This window comes from Campylobacter concisus (genome assembly GCF_015229955.1).
GTDB classification, from domain to species: Bacteria; Campylobacterota; Campylobacteria; order Campylobacterales; family Campylobacteraceae; genus Campylobacter_A; species Campylobacter_A concisus_AT.
The window spans coordinates 1-14,686 of record NZ_JAAKYZ010000011.1; the positions used below are offsets into that span (position 1 = coordinate 1).

The 14,686-nt window shown below is 35.7% G+C and carries 14 protein-coding genes; 11 read left to right on the forward strand and 3 right to left on the reverse strand.

All coding sequences use genetic code 11. The features are described from left to right. Positions 1-229: 229 nt before the first annotated feature. Both G6W45_RS09470 and surE read right to left on the reverse strand, forming a co-directional pair. Positions 230-880 carry a tRNA threonylcarbamoyladenosine dehydratase gene (locus G6W45_RS09470; RefSeq protein WP_194168324.1) on the reverse strand — a complete coding sequence of 217 codons (651 nt, stop codon included), beginning with the start codon at positions 878-880 and terminating at the stop codon, positions 230-232. Next, positions 870-1,646, reverse strand: a complete 777-nt coding sequence (gene surE, locus G6W45_RS09475) for a 5'/3'-nucleotidase SurE (protein ID WP_194168325.1) — start codon at positions 1,644-1,646, stop codon at positions 870-872. Before surE ends, G6W45_RS09470 begins: the two co-directional genes overlap by 11 nt. A gap of 103 nt (positions 1,647-1,749) precedes the next feature. On the opposite strand from surE, the gene lpxB reads away from it, so the two are divergent. From lpxB to serB, 7 genes are all read left to right on the forward strand, one after another. Beyond that, entirely contained in the window at positions 1,750-2,784 is a 1,035-nt protein-coding gene (gene lpxB / locus G6W45_RS09480) for a lipid-A-disaccharide synthase (protein WP_194168326.1), read from the forward strand. A gap of 3 nt (positions 2,785-2,787) precedes the next feature. Further along, positions 2,788-3,273, forward strand: coding sequence for a transcription elongation factor GreA (gene greA, locus G6W45_RS09485; protein WP_072594430.1), 486 nt, complete (start codon positions 2,788-2,790; stop codon positions 3,271-3,273). Between the two features lie 63 nt (positions 3,274-3,336). Next, positions 3,337-4,128, forward strand: a complete 792-nt coding sequence (locus G6W45_RS09490; protein WP_194168327.1) for a UDP-2,3-diacylglucosamine diphosphatase — start codon at positions 3,337-3,339, stop codon at positions 4,126-4,128. Beyond that, positions 4,128-5,081, forward strand: coding sequence for a chemotaxis protein (locus tag G6W45_RS09495; protein ID WP_021091802.1), 954 nt, complete (start codon positions 4,128-4,130; stop codon positions 5,079-5,081). The genes G6W45_RS09490 and G6W45_RS09495 overlap by 1 nt, the downstream gene beginning before the upstream one ends. 8 nt (positions 5,082-5,089) lie before the next feature. Then, the gene (locus G6W45_RS09500) at positions 5,090-7,444 is read left to right on the forward strand and encodes a hybrid sensor histidine kinase/response regulator (RefSeq protein WP_194168328.1); all 2,355 of its coding nucleotides are present in this window, start codon (positions 5,090-5,092) and stop codon (positions 7,442-7,444) included. Positions 7,445-7,453: 9 nt separating this feature from the next. Beyond that, positions 7,454-7,951 carry a chemotaxis protein CheW gene (locus tag G6W45_RS09505; RefSeq protein WP_072594427.1) on the forward strand — a complete coding sequence of 166 codons (498 nt, stop codon included), beginning with the start codon at positions 7,454-7,456 and terminating at the stop codon, positions 7,949-7,951. An 8-nt stretch (positions 7,952-7,959) separates the two neighbouring features. Further along, positions 7,960-8,586, forward strand: a complete 627-nt coding sequence (serB, locus tag G6W45_RS09510) for a phosphoserine phosphatase SerB (RefSeq protein WP_194168329.1) — start codon at positions 7,960-7,962, stop codon at positions 8,584-8,586. A gap of 120 nt (positions 8,587-8,706) precedes the next feature. Here serB and G6W45_RS09515 read toward each other — a convergent pair whose 3' ends face one another. Then, positions 8,707-9,861, reverse strand: a complete 1,155-nt coding sequence (locus G6W45_RS09515) for a site-specific integrase (RefSeq protein ID WP_194168330.1) — start codon at positions 9,859-9,861, stop codon at positions 8,707-8,709. 726 nt (positions 9,862-10,587) lie between these two features. Here G6W45_RS09515 and G6W45_RS09520 point away from each other — a divergent pair. The 4 genes from G6W45_RS09520 to G6W45_RS09535 are packed head-to-tail and all read left to right on the forward strand — an operon-like array spanning position 10,588 to position 14,384. After that, positions 10,588-11,889: a hypothetical protein gene (locus G6W45_RS09520; protein WP_196780174.1), complete on the forward strand. Its 1,302-nt coding sequence runs from the start codon at positions 10,588-10,590 to the stop codon at positions 11,887-11,889. 26 nt (positions 11,890-11,915) lie between these two features. Then, positions 11,916-12,902, forward strand: a complete 987-nt coding sequence (locus G6W45_RS09525) for a type IV secretion system protein (protein WP_194168331.1) — start codon at positions 11,916-11,918, stop codon at positions 12,900-12,902. A 10-nt stretch (positions 12,903-12,912) separates the two neighbouring features. After that, positions 12,913-13,149 (forward strand): TrbM/KikA/MpfK family conjugal transfer protein, encoded by a 237-nt coding sequence (locus G6W45_RS09530; protein WP_035142509.1) that lies wholly within the window; start codon positions 12,913-12,915, stop codon positions 13,147-13,149. Next, positions 13,146-14,384, forward strand: coding sequence for a toprim domain-containing protein (locus G6W45_RS09535; protein ID WP_194168332.1), 1,239 nt, complete (start codon positions 13,146-13,148; stop codon positions 14,382-14,384). The genes G6W45_RS09530 and G6W45_RS09535 overlap by 4 nt, the downstream gene beginning before the upstream one ends. Positions 14,385-14,686: the final 302 nt, after the last annotated feature.

Genomic DNA, 14,686 nt, shown 5'->3' on the forward strand with positions numbered 1-14,686 from the left:
TAGTAGCTTGTTTTTAATTTTAAAAAATAGTAAAATAGTATCAATTTAACTGAAAATAGGGCAATGATTTTACATAATGCATTTCTCAATCGCTTTTATTCATTCGCAACTTTTATTGAATCTTACACTCATCTTGGATTGTTAAATTTGTGTATTGTAGAGCTGGCTGTTAAATTTATCCAAAATGTTAGCTCTAATTTGAAATTTTGCTCGGAGTGTAAATTTAGACTTACTGATCAACTATCTTTTTAACAGCTAGTGAGGCTAAATTTAGCCCAAAGCAGGCAGTCACGCCCATGAAGCTGCCAAGTGGCTTGCAAAGTGGTTCTTCTGTTGAAAAGACCACGTCAAATTTACCGCTAAAGCCTGATTTTTTGAGCTCATATCTATATTTTCTAGCTAGTGGATCGACCGAAGTTTTCCAAACGCTGGCCACTTTGATCTTGGTTGGATCAACCCTTTTTGCCCCACCCATCGAGGCTATAAATTTGCTAGGATCTACCGCATTTGCAAGGGCGATCTTGGCGGTGATATCATCGATCGCATCGATCACCACGTCAAATTTACTAAAGTCAAATCCAGCGACAAACTCAGGCGTGATCAGCGTCTGCATAGGCGTGATGCAAGGATAAATTTTAGCAAACTCATCTACCTTTACGCCGCCTACATTTTCGCTGTAAATTTGGCGGTTTTGATTTGTCACGTCAAAGATGTCTTTATCGATTAGAGTGATGCTTCCGACCCCGCTTCTAGCAAGCGCATCTACGCACATCCCACCAACGCCTCCGGCTCCACAAACTAGCACTTTTGCGCTTTGAAGCTTGCTAAAACCCTCATCGCCAAAGAGCCATCTTATCCTTGTAAATCTATCATTTTGCATCAAATTTCCCTTTTAAGCTCTCCAAGCTCTCGTATGAAGTCATGTTTAGTTTTATGGGCGTTATCGTGGCAAAGCCCTCATTTACCTTGCTGATGTCGCTTGGCTCGCCTTTTTCGTATTCAAGTGCGGCATTTCCAAGCCAGTAGTACTCAATGCCTCTTGGGTTGCGATTAAGCGTGGCATGCGTAGCGTAGGTGCGTCTGCCAGCTGGCACGACGGCATAACCTTTGAAATTTTTGCTAGTTGTGGCTGGGATATTTATATTTAGAAATTCTCTTTGATTTAGCGAAATTTCATCATTTAGCACCTTCGGTACGATAAATTTCACCACCTCTTTTGCTAGTTCAAAGCCAAGTTCATTTAGTGAGTTGTTTTCATAAAACTGCGAAAAAGCGATGCTTCTAATGCCCTGTAAAACGCCCTCCATCGCCGCTCCACACGTGCCAGAGTAGGTGATATCTTCGCCTAAATTTGCCCCGTGATTTATGCCGCTTATCACTAGATCTGGCTTTTTATTATAAAGTGCGTGAAGTGCGAGATAGACGCAGTCGCTAGGCGTTGCGTCGTCAAGTTTAAAAAAGCCATCATCAAGTTTTATAAACCTAAGCGGTCTTGTGAGCGTCAAAGAGTGAGCGCAGGCTGATTTTTCAGAGCTTGGAGCTACGATCGTGACATTTACGCCATCTAGCTCGCTTAAAGCTTCTTTTAAGGCAAGCAGGCCAGTCGCCTCAAATCCATCGTCATTTGTTATCAAAATTTCTTTCAAATTTTATCCTTTAGAGGGTTGGATTTTATCACAGCTTTCTTAAAATTTTAAAGAATTTTTGCGTATAATGCCCCCCAAAAAAAGACCTGATGAAAGTGTGTAAATGAAAATTTTAGTCTCCGCTCTTGAGCCATCGGCAAATTTGCATTTAAAAGAAATTTTGAAAAATTACGAGGGCAAATTTGAGCTAATGGGAATTTTTAGCGAAGAGCTTGGCACGCCATATATGAAAAGCAGCGAGTTTTCAGCGATGGGCTTTGTCGAGGTTTTGCCGCTCATTTTCAAAGCAAAAAAGGCGATGAAAGTGATGAGCCAGATGGCAAAAGAGGCTGATGCCGTGCTACTAATAGACAGCCCAGCTTTTAATCTGCCGCTTGCAAAGGCGATAAAAGAGGCTGGCGCAAAAGCAGCCGTGACATATTACATTTTACCTCAAGTTTGGGCGTGGAAGCCAAAAAGAGTGAGTATTGTGGAGAGATACTGTGACAACCTAGCTTCGATCTTGCCTTTTGACTCTAAATTTTATAGCCGCTCGACCTACGTGGGCCATCCTTTGATGGATGAGATAAAGCTTAAAAAAACCAGCCTAAGTAGCAGCGGCAAAGTGGCATTTTTGCCAGGATCAAGAAGGTCAGAGATTTCTAGGCTGATGCCAGTTTATAGAGAGCTTGCTAAGAATATTGAGGCAAAAAGGCTACTTGTCGTGCCACCATTTTTGCTTGATAAAGTTGGTGAAATTTATGGCGATGTGAGCGATTTTGAGATCGTCTCAAACACGCCTGAAGCCTTGTATGAGAGCGACTTTGCCTTTGTTTGCTCAGGTACGGCTACTCTTGAAGCAGCGCTCATTGGTACGCCATTTGTGCTAGCATATAAGGCAAAAGCAATAGATATTTTTATAGCTAGAAAATTTGTAAAGATCAAGCACGCTGGACTTGCAAATATAATGTTTGATTTCATGGGCAAAGAGCCGCTTCATGAGGAGTTTATCCAAGAGTTTGCAACGGCTGAAAATTTGCTAAGAGCTTATGAGAGCTGCGATGGGCAGAAATTTTTAAAAGGCTGTGACGAATTGAGAGAGTATTTGTCGCATGGCAGCAGTAAAAATGTAGTAAAAATTTTAAAAAATATGGAGTAAAAAATGAGTGAACCAATGACAATGCACGGATATGAGAAGATAGAAGCTGAGCTAAAAGATCTAAGGCTGGTGCAACGCCCTCAAATCGTAACTGAGATAGATATCGCAAGAAGTCACGGTGACCTAAAAGAAAATGCTGAGTATCACGCAGCAAAAGAGAAACAAGCCTTTATAGACGCTAGGATCGCAGAGCTAAGCGCGCTTCTGGCAAATGCTGAAGTGATCGATCCAAGTAGCTACGAGCACGATAGAGTTAGGTTTGGCTCAAGCGTTACGATAATGGACGAGGAAACCGAAATAGAGCATACATATACGATAGTTGGCATTAGTGAAAGCGACATCGACAAAGGATATATCTCGATAAACTCACCTCTTGCAAAGCAGCTTTTGGGCAAGGCCGAGGGCGATGAAGTGGTACTAAATTTACCAAAAGGTAGAAGCGACGTTGAGATTGTAAAAATTTGCTATAAGCCTATAAAATTTGACTAAAAAGATGATGCAAAGAGCTAGAAACTGCTTTTTGGCTCTGCTAATTTTTAATTAAGGCAAAATTTGAGCGAATATCTATATGCCCCCGTTATAAAAGAAGGCGCGATCTTTATAGCTGATGCGCATGAAAACGTAAACCGAAATGGCTTTTTAAAATTTTTAAGAGCCATTGATAGCGGGGAGATCAAAGAGCCGCCACAAATTTTTTTGTTAGGTGATATGTTTGATTTTTTAACTGGTGAAGGCGAATATACAAGAGAATTTTACGCCGAGCACTTAAGCCTTATCAATAAAATTTCACAAAAGGTAGAAATTTTTTACTTCGAGGGCAACCACGATTTTAGACTTTCAAATTTATTTAATAAAACAAGAGAAATTTGGGATGGGCACGAGATGCTGCGCTATAAAAGCGTTAGGGTTTATGATATTTACGATCAGCCAGCAAATTTTAAGACGATCAATGAAGAGCGAGTCCAGATCGCGCATGGCGATATATTCTTACCTTTTGTAGATAAATATGCACTTAGATTTTTGCGCCTTAGATGGTTTTTAAAATTTATGAATGCTTTGGATAAATTTTTAAATTTTAAAATATCAAAAGCGATACTAGCTAGGCTTACCAAGAAAAATTTAGACTACAAAATTCCTAATTTTAAGGAGCTAATGAGCAAGCATTTGCAAGGATATGAGGCCGGCATTGTGATAGAGGGACACTATCATCAAGGCGAGCAATTTAATATTTATGATAAGTTTTATATAAATTTACCTTGTTTTGCATGTGAGCAAAGTTATTTTGTTGTAGAATACGCCCAGCAAAAGTTAAATTTGCTCAAAATGAGTTTGAAAGGACATTGATGTTTGGAGATAACGTACTAAAAACGGACTCAAACGAGATGGAACTTGTTGATTTTCGTATCTTTAAAAAGACCGAAAACAAAGTATATGAAGGAATATACGGAGTCAATGTCGCAAAGGTGCGGGAGATCATTAAGATGCCAAATCTTACAGAGCTTCCAGGCGTTCCTGAGTATATCGAGGGAATTTTTGATTTAAGGGGCGTGGTGATCCCTGTCATAAATTTGGCAAGATGGATGAATATTATCGAGCCAACTGAAGGCGTAGTTATAAAGCCACGTGTTATTATTGCTGAGTTTAGCGGTATTTTGATCGGCTTTATCGTCCATGAGGCAAAAAGGATCAGACGTATAAGCTGGAAAGATATCGAGCCAGCAAATTTTGCTTCAGGTTCTGGCGCTTTAGACAAAGGCAAAATAACAGGCGTGACAAGAATAGAAAATGATGAAGTTTTACTTATTCTTGATCTTGAAAGTATTGTTGAAGAGCTTGGAATTTACTCACCAAAGATCGAATTTGATGTAACAGACGATCAAAAATTAAAAGGTGCTGCTTTGGTTTTAGATGATAGCTCAACTGCTAGAAAACTAGTAAAAGACGCACTTGAGAAGATGGGACTTAGCGTAGTTGAGGCTAAAAACGGCGTTGAGGGCTTGGAGAGAATGGAAGAGCTTTATCAAAGATATGGAGATAACCTATCAAGAGAGCTTAGAGTTATCTTAAGTGATATTGAAATGCCACAGATGGATGGATACCGCTTTGCTTCAACTCTTAAAAATGATGAAAGATTTAAAGAAGTGCCAATAGTATTTAACTCCTCATTGAGTAATGATTTTAGTGAAATCAAGAGCAAAGAAGCTGGTGGTGCGGCGTATCTTACAAAATTTGATGCAAGCATATTTTATCAAGAAGTGCTAAAAGTTATTGAAGCACATTCTAAATCTGCAAAATGAGGTGAAACATGGATGATATGAAAGAAATAATGGAAGACTTTTTAATAGAGGCTTTCGAACTTATTGAGCAGATAGATCACGACCTTGTTGAACTTGAGTCAAACCCTGAAGATTTGGAATTATTAAATAGAATTTTCCGTGTTGCTCACACAGTAAAAGGTAGCTCAAGCTTTTTAAATTTTGATGTTTTAACAGAGCTTACTCACCATATGGAGGATGTTTTAAATAAAGCTAGAAAAGGCGAGCTAAAGATCACTCCAGACATTATGGACGTAGTTCTTGAGTCAGTTGATATGATGAAAGGTTTGTTAAGCAGCATTAGAGATCATGGAAACGATACAGCTGCTGGCATTGATATTAAAAATATTTGCGCAAGACTTACTCAAATTTCTGAAGGCGAAGCTCCAGTAGCAGCTCCTGAAGCTTCTGCCACGCCAGTAGCTGAGCCAGTACCAGAACCGGCACAAGAGCCAGAGCCAGCCGCGCCTGCCGAAGAAGCACCAGAGATAAGTGATGCTGAGCTTTCAAAATTAAGTGATTCAGAAGTCGAAGCAGAGATAGAAAGACTCTTAAAGGTTAGAAAAGCAGAAGACCAAGCAAGGCGTGCTTCAAAAGGTATAGCTCCAAAATCTCCTAGCGAGATAGCTCCAGCTGCAAGTAACACTTCAGCTCCAGCTGCAAAAGCAGAGAGTAAAGAAAAAGACGGAGATAAAAAGGTCCCAGCAGCAAGCAGCGGTGCAGTAGCGCAGGAACAAACTATACGCGTTGAAGTAAAAAGACTTGATCACTTAATGAATCTAATTGGTGAGCTTGTTCTTGGTAAAAACCGCTTGTTAAAAATTTATGATGACGTGGAAGAGAGATATGAGGGTGAGAAATTTCTTGAAGAGTTAAATCAAGTAGTCTCAAGCCTAAGTCTAGTTACGACTGATATTCAGCTTGCTGTTATGAAAACAAGAATGCTTCCAATAGCAAAAGTCTTTAATAAATTCCCACGTATGATACGCGATCTTAGCCGCGATCTTGGTAAGCAAATCGATCTTGAAATTTCAGGTGAAGAGACTGAGCTTGATAAGTCAATCGTAGAAGAGATCGGCGATCCACTAGTTCACATCATCAGAAATTCATGCGATCACGGCATCGAGGATCCTGAGACAAGAAAGGCAGCAGGCAAGCCTGAAAAAGGCCTTGTTCAACTAAAAGCTTACAATGAAGGCAATCACATCGTTGTTGAGATAGTTGATGATGGTAAAGGCTTAGATGCTGACATGCTTAAATCTAAATCGATAGAAAAAGGCATCATCACTGAACGCGAAGCTGATGCGATGAGTGAAAAAGAGGCATTTGGACTTATCTTTAGACCAGGATTTTCAACTGCGGCAAAAGTTACAAACGTATCTGGCCGCGGTGTTGGTATGGACGTTGTCAAGACAAATATCGAAAAACTAAATGGTATCATTGATATTGAAAGTGAAGTTGGAAAAGGCACAGTTATGAAGCTTAAAATTCCACTCACACTTGCGATTATTCAGTCACTACTTGTTGGAACACAAGAAGAATTTTACGCTATTCCACTTGCTAGCGTTCTTGAAACTGTTCGCGTGCCGATTGATGATATCTATACTATCGATGGCAAAAATGTACTAAGGCTAAGAGATGAAGTCTTATCTCTTGTTAGACTCTCTGATGTATTTGGTGTAGAAAAAGCATTTGATGGTGGAGAGCAAACCTATGTCGTAATAATCGGTGTTGCTGAAGCAAAACTAGGTATTATCGTCGATACTTTGGTTGGACAAGAAGAGATTGTTATTAAATCAATGGGTGATTATTTACAAAATATCCCAGGTATTGCTGGAGCGACTATTAGAGGTGATGGTCGTGTGACATTGATTATCGATGTTGGTGCTATGATGGAGATGGCAAAAGATATCAAGGTAGATATTAGAGCCGAAATAGAAGATAGCACAAAAGCAAAGGAAAAACCAAGCGATTATAAAGTCTTGATAGTTGATGACTCAAAAATGGATAGAACTATCATGCAAAAAGCGCTTGAACCAACTGGGGTAACGATAATAGAAGCCACAAACGGTGTTGAGGCATTAAATATCGTAAAATCTGGAGAACACTCCTTTGATGCGATCTTGATAGATATTGAGATGCCAAGAATGGATGGATATACACTGGCTGGCGAAATTAGAAAATACTCTAAGTATAGAAATTTACCACTTATTGCTGTTACATCAAGGACGTCAAAAACAGATAGATTGCGTGGCGTAGAAGTTGGAATGACTGAGTATATTACAAAACCATATTCAGCCGAGTACTTAGAAAATGTCGTTAGAAAGAATATAAAATTAGCTTAGGGGTAAGGGATGAACAATAAACTAAATCAAGTTTTAAGCAAACAAAAACAGCAAATGAATGGTCCTGAGTTAAAAAATAATGAGGATATAGTTCAGCTAGTAGGATTTGTTGTCGGTGAGGAAGAGTACGCAATACCTATTTTAAATATCCAAGAGATAATCAAACCTATTGAATATACACGTGTTCCTAGTGTACCTGATTACGTTCTTGGCGTATTTAACCTACGTGGAAATGTTATTCCGCTTATTGATTTGCGTAAGCGTTTTTCACTAAATGTCACAAAACAAAGCCCAAGCACAAGATATATCGTTATGAAAGATGCGGATAATATCGCTGGCTTTGTGATAGACCGCTTGACGGAGGCTATCAGAATAGACCGTAACAGGATCGATCCGCCACCAGAGACTTTAGTAAAAGACAAAGGCATGATTTATGGTATCGGAAAGCGTGACCAAAATATTCTTACGATCTTGAAGGTCGAAAGCCTTTTAAAACGTGATTTTTAGGGCATAGCTTGATAAAACTTTGTGTTTTTGACTTTGACTCTACAATAATGGACGGCGAGACGATAGATATTCTCGCCGCCGCTAATAATGCTAGTGAAGAAGTAGCTAATATAACTAAGCGCTCAATGAACGGTGAGCTTGATTTTTTTGAAAGTCTTACAAAAAGAGTAAAATTTTTAAAAGGATTGCCACTTTTAAAAGTAAATGAAATTTGCAAAAATTTACCCATAATGCCAGGAGCTGGTGAGCTAATAGAAGCTTTAAAGCAAAAAGGTATCAAAGTTGTGGTTTTTAGCGGTGGATTCCACAATGCAACCGATGTAATGCAAAAAAAGCTTAATTTTGATGCAAATTTTGCAAATATCTTGCATCATAAAGATGGAATTTTAAGTGGTAAAGTTGGCGGAGAGATGATGTTTAGTAGTTCAAAGGGAGATATGATTGACCGCTTGTGTGGACTATTAAATTTAGGCAAGGACGAGATAATGTGTGTTGGGGACGGGGCCAATGACATATCGATGTTTAGAAAGTGCGACCTTAGCATTGCATTTTGTGCAAAAGATATCTTAAAAAAAGAAGCGACACATTGTGTTGATGTTAAAGACTTGCGTGAAATTTTAAAATTTATAAGCTGAAATGCCGTAAAATAGGCATTTAAATAAATAAAAAAGGGGTGAAAAGTCATCTACTTTTTTAAATTAAATTAGTATATTATAGCATATTTTTATCAAAAAGTGTCTATTTTTTTAAAAATTTTAAATTGTTATATTCTTTAAAAAAGTTGCTCTTTGTCTAGTATCTTTTGGTAGATATTTAGCATAAGAGCGATAGGTCTCATTTAAATTTTTATGACCCATCATTTTACAACCAACCCACATCGGCTCCTCGCCACGACTTAACATTACAGAAGCGAATGAGTGTCTAGTATCATAAAGCTTATGTATTTTAAAGCCAAGGGATCTCTGTAAATCATTAAATTTTAATCTGATAACTGCTCGCGAAAGAGAAAAAATATTTTGATTAATATCGGCATAATCGAGTTTTATCAGTTCATTATAAACAATATCAAGCATATCGATTGTACGATTGCTAGACTTAGTTTTAGGAGAATCCAAAACACCTAGCTCTGATAGAGTTTTATTAATACGTATCTCCTTATTTTGAAAATCCAAGTCATTAAAAGTCAAAGCCAAAATCTCGCCAGTCCTAGCCCCAGTAAAGAACGCAACTATTAAAAATAAGCGTAGCTCGCCCTCGGCATGTTTTATAAGTTGCAAAATCTCACTTAAATTAAAAGGGGTAAAATCACCATTGTCGGCATTATGTAATTCTTGTTTGAACCTAGGTATATAAAATGGATTTTTTGAGATTATATCATTGGCAATAGCATAACGAAAAATCATTTTAAAAAAAGAGCAATACCCATTAATTGAGCTATCTTTTAAACCCTTGTTTTTACAAAATTTTACAAAATCAATACTATCCTGTCTTTTAAAATCGGACAGATAAAAGATATTTTTTGAATGCAAAAAGTCTATAACAGCCTGACTAGCAACATTATAAAACCTGATTGTTTTATCCTTTAAAAAGGATTTTTCATTAAGCAATCTATAAATAATCCCCTCAAAGCTAAACTCACTAGTATTTTTAATAGGCTCCAGCTTTTGCTCCCCTTTTCTGATTATGCGATCAGTTTGCATATCCTCGAGCTCGTAATATTTGCTCTTAGCAAGTTCAATATCCTCTTCAGAGCCAAGAAATAAATTATAGTTTTTTCGAATAAAATCAAATGCTAAAGGGGATTTTTTCAGTCCAGTGGCACGGCGAATTCTTACGCCATCCTTTTGATAGTCAATATAAAAACGATTATGCTTAATATATATATTTCTATTTTTTTCTAAATTTTTCATGCGGGTGATTTTAGCAAAAATTTAAACATAACACAAAAATTCACTTTAAATTAATTTTATTATTTAAGATTTTTAAAAAAGAGTATTTATATCTTTTAAAGCTTAAATAACCATATAAAGGGAAATAAATATTAATAAATGCTTAATATACCTTGCTTTAATGGCTTTATTTTACAAAATCTCGCTTTTATTTAAAAATATTTTTTAAGATAATTCTATATAAAAATAATAATATAAACGTTTATATCAGCACCAATTAGCCTTATAAAAAATTAACTATAAAGTTTAAGTTAATACAAAATCTCGCCATCTCTAAACATTAATATATAAATACATAAATTTAAAAAGGGAAAGAAATTTTTTATTAGAGATGTTGTTAGTAAGAAAATTTAAATTTTAATAGAATAAGTAGAAGCTTAAAATTTTTTTAAAGTTGTTTTATATTGTTTTGAGTTTTTAAATTTTTTATTGTTTTATGGGTTGAAAAAATTTAAGAAAGGAATTAGCGTTTAAATTGATTTTAAAGGGGTGTGTTGGCTTTTAAAAAATAATTTAAAGAAAGGTAGCATTAAACACTTATTTTTGATTGTAGAGCATTTAAAGATTTATTGTGGCTTTTATTAAATTCAGCTTAAAAATAGTTGTTTTGTATGTCGTTTTTTAAAAGTTAGTTGAATTTAATAAAGGGTAAAATTAATTAAATAATCTATCGTTTAAGGAAAGAAAATGGCAGAAGAGCTAACTCAAGATCAATTGGCTGAATGGAGTTATCTAAAAGAGCAAGAAATGGTGATGCCATCCGAAGAATTAAAACAAAGCAGTGTAAAAGAGCAGGTGCTAGCATGCAAAGAAGCTATCGAGAACACAGGAATTTTTAAAAGCAACGAAACAGGTGCAGTAGCATGTGCAAGAGAATTTTATACAGCTTATGGTAGCAACGACGATAATGAAGTAAGAGAAATTATTAACAATATCTATAAGACAGACATAAGCGCAGAAGATCTCAACAAAATTAAAACACTCACAATAAGAGAAATGGATATGGATTTGAAAGAGAACTTCGACAATGAAAAAGAATACACAATCCAAGATATAAATCGTAAATTTATTTTTGAAACAGCAGAATTAAAATTAAATAAGAATTTAAATGAAGCCGTTAATACCCTAGAAGAAAAAGAAAAGATAGATGAGCAGATCAAGGCAAAAGAAGCTGAGTTTAATGAATTTAAAAGTCCAAAAGAAAAGAGAGACTTTGTAAGCGATAAGCTGAATGAAATAGACGGCAATGACACCCTAAAAAGTAGCCTTGAAATTTTAAAAGAAAAAGAAAAGATAGATGAGCAGATCAAGGCAAAAGAAGCTGAGCTAGAGAATAAAAATGAAGCCAAGCAGGATGTCACAATTACAACACACTCACAAGAAAGAGAAGCAGAACAAGAAGACTGGAGCAGAAAAGCTGATGAGCTAGAAAACCAGCACGAAAAAGAGCTTGAAAAATTAAGAGATGAACAATCTAGGCTTGAAGCCAATTTTCAAAAATCAATTGACAATCTGATGAATAGTGGCGATATAAAAGACATAATGACTGCTCTGCAGGAGATGGATAGAAGCTTAGAAATGATGATGCGACAGGGCAAAGAAGAAAGCGAAACAAAAGAACGCCAGCGACAAGAAAAGCTAGAACTAGCCTTTGATAGTCCCAAATTTAAAGATGCAGTTGGGGATCTGGTTAAAGAAGTTTATAAACAACGCAAAGAAGTCAAGGGCGGTTTAAAAGAATTAGAGAACGAACATGCAAACTACGCAAAACTAAAAACAACGTATGAAAAAGAAATTAAAAAAGGGCTTGATGTAAAAGGATACGAAAAATTAAATAAAATGTTGAATGAAATAGAGAAAGAAACGCCAAATTTTAAAAATAGTTATCCTAAATTTTATAAAAAAGTTAATGATAGTTTAGCGCAGAGCAAAGAAAAAATACTAAACAAGACAAAAGAGAAAGACCAAGAACAAAGCAGGAGCTTATAAAAAATGAGTAAAAAAGGGAAAAAATAATGAAAAGAATGATTATATCAGTTGCCGTAGCATCTTCACTATTTTTAAGTAGTATCAATGCTAGCGGTATACCAACTATTGACGTAGCCGCGATAGCCCAACAAGTTATGGAATACACCCAAACACTGAAAGACTACGCAGAACAGATCAAACAATACGAGCAAATGGTTAAAGATACACTAAATTTCGAGAAACAAATGCAAGAGCTTGGTGTAGATATGAACAGCGTTTATGAGATATTAGGCGATGCACAAAGTTTAATATCGCAAATGCAAAGCATATACGAAGATGTAAAAAATTTGCCAAAAGACATAATGGGGGATATAGCAAGAGTTAAGACAGCCTGCTCATTCTTAGAGCAAAATAGCCAATTTTTTAGTCACTCAGTAAAAGCATCAGGCAATAAACTAGCAAATAAGCTAAATAGATGTACATTTGCACTACGTGATGGAGCAAATATAAGCAAGAGCATAGAAGAATTAACTCAAAAAATGAATAAGGCAGTTGACCCAATAGAACGAGCAAACTATCAGGCGCAGATCAGTAATATTAAAAATGCGGAAAGATTTTTACAAGAGAGAGATAATATAGAGAAAACAAACAATTTATTAGCATTTGAAGACACATTTCATAATGGCGATAAAACGAAAGAGTATACAAGAGATAGAATGAGAGATGATTTAAAGCAGCTATCTAAACAACTAAATAAGGCTAATAATCAAAAACAGGCTCAAGCATTGACAAATACTATACTGCTTAAAATTTTAGAAAATATGCAACAGCAATATGAGCTAAATATCAATTACACCAGCGCAATGGCATCGAGCAGACAAGCCATGAAAGACAATAGTGCTAGAGATTTAACACCAGATAGCTTTAACCAAAAAGTTGTTGAATATAAGCGAAATGATGCAATATTTGACCCAGAAACAAAGCAAATGCCAAAAGATGAGCTAGGGCTTCCAAAATTTGTATTTTTTAAATAAGGAGTAGAAAATGAAAAAAATAGTTTTAAGTATTGTTGCCATAACAATGTTTGCAGGTAGTGCAGTAGCACAGGAAATAACAGGAGATGCAAAGCTGGCATGCGAAGCATTATTGTGCTTATCAAGTCCAACAAGACCAAGTGAATGCGCTCCAGCACTTAAAAAATATTTTTCGATAACAGACAAAAAACCACACAAACAAGCAAAAAAGCGTGCGAACTTTTTAAAATTATGTCCTAAACAATGAACAAAGAAAATTTAGTCGAACTACCACTAGATGAAATTTTAAAAAATAATGGCTACTTTGAAAAACGAGAGAAAAGTAGCCAAAATTACAAAACACTCACAAATAACAACTCCGATACAATCATCATAACGAGAAAAAGCAACGGACACTATTTATACTTTAACCCAAGCGATGATAATGATAGGGGAAATATATATAATTTCGCCAAAAATCGTGGCGTATCAATAAAAGATTTAATAGATGAAAATATAATAAACGATGTAAAAACATTAAAAAACAATACTAAAGAAATAATAAAACAAAAAGAAAATGATAGTATTATAGTAGAAAAATTTAAAAAATTAAATAAGATAGATGAAAACTCGTTTTTGACTAGCAAAAGAAAAATTAAAAGCGATATCCTGATAAAATTTAGTAGCCTCAAGCAGGATGAAAAATTTAAGAATGTAATAGTGCCAACATATACATTAAGTGTATTAGAACTAAGCAGTGGCAAAAGAGAATTTCTAAAGCAGACAGGATATATAAGCTACTTATCGAAGCCTTTAACGCAGGATCAGCAAGGAAAGGCATACGCTAAGCCAATAAAACAGCTCTGCAATGGAATAAAGGGGCTTGAAATACTCAAGGCAGACGAAGCACACAAGAATCCAAAGGATTTTAAAAATATTGTAATCTGTGAGAGCATGATAGATACATTATCATATTGTGAAATAAAAGACGTAAATTTAAAAGAAACACTCCTATGCTCAACAAATGGTCAAATATCGGCAACGCAAAAGGAAGTCATAAAAGCATTGACAAAGCTGGCACCAAATGCAGGAGTTATACTAGGATTTGATAATGACGAACGTGGCAAAGAATTTACAAAAGCGATACTAGAAATAGTGCCAAATGCGAGATCGGCCAAACCAATTCTAAAGGACTTTAATGATGATTTGGTAGCAGGCACAGCATTAGGTATAAGTAGTAATAAAATTAATCTCGACAGCATAACAAAGCCTTTAAAGGAGTTTTCTCGGCAAGTTGAGTATTTGTCAAAGAAATACGACTTTCTCGAGCCAGATGCTAAGAAAAGTAGAATAAAAGACCTATACGCCCTTAATATTGAAAAATTTAGAGAAATAGAACCAAAGATCAAGACATTGCAGGGAATGAGAGAAAGCTATAAGCGATTTAACTTGATAAATGCAAAAATTGAAAAAGACTACGAAAGATCATCTAAGATACGATAAAAAACAGCCATCTGCTTTTAGACTTTAAGCTTTAAATAAGTATTGATGAAGTTAGGTTTAGCCCCATTGTATCGGCGTTTGTAAGGCTTTTAAATAGTAAGAAATTTTACATTTTCTCGTCATTAGTTCAGGATTTGGCTAGTCAGGATAAAGCTATGGTTTTTAAACTTTAAGTTTTAAATAAGTATTGATGAAGTTAGGTTTAGCCCCATTGTATCGGCGTTTGTAAGGCTTTTAAATAGTAAGAAATTTTACATTTTCTCGTCAATAGTTCAGGATTTGGCTAGTCAAAATAAAGCCAT

Coding starts and splice junctions, on each gene's coding strand:
- G6W45_RS09470 (WP_194168324.1), bottom strand. CDS start 880: ATGCAAAATGATAGATTTACAAGGATAAGATGGCTCTTTGGCGATGAG.
- lpxB (WP_194168326.1), top strand. CDS start 1,750: ATGAAAATTTTAGTCTCCGCTCTTGAGCCATCGGCAAATTTGCATTTA.
- greA (WP_072594430.1), top strand. CDS start 2,788: ATGAGTGAACCAATGACAATGCACGGATATGAGAAGATAGAAGCTGAG.
- G6W45_RS09495 (WP_021091802.1), top strand. CDS start 4,128: ATGTTTGGAGATAACGTACTAAAAACGGACTCAAACGAGATGGAACTT.
- G6W45_RS09500 (WP_194168328.1), top strand. CDS start 5,090: ATGGATGATATGAAAGAAATAATGGAAGACTTTTTAATAGAGGCTTTC.
- G6W45_RS09505 (WP_072594427.1), top strand. CDS start 7,454: ATGAACAATAAACTAAATCAAGTTTTAAGCAAACAAAAACAGCAAATG.
- G6W45_RS09515 (WP_194168330.1), bottom strand. CDS start 9,861: ATGAAAAATTTAGAAAAAAATAGAAATATATATATTAAGCATAATCGT.
- G6W45_RS09520 (WP_196780174.1), top strand. CDS start 10,588: ATGGCAGAAGAGCTAACTCAAGATCAATTGGCTGAATGGAGTTATCTA.
- G6W45_RS09525 (WP_194168331.1), top strand. CDS start 11,916: ATGAAAAGAATGATTATATCAGTTGCCGTAGCATCTTCACTATTTTTA.
- G6W45_RS09530 (WP_035142509.1), top strand. CDS start 12,913: ATGAAAAAAATAGTTTTAAGTATTGTTGCCATAACAATGTTTGCAGGT.
- G6W45_RS09535 (WP_194168332.1), top strand. CDS start 13,146: ATGAACAAAGAAAATTTAGTCGAACTACCACTAGATGAAATTTTAAAA.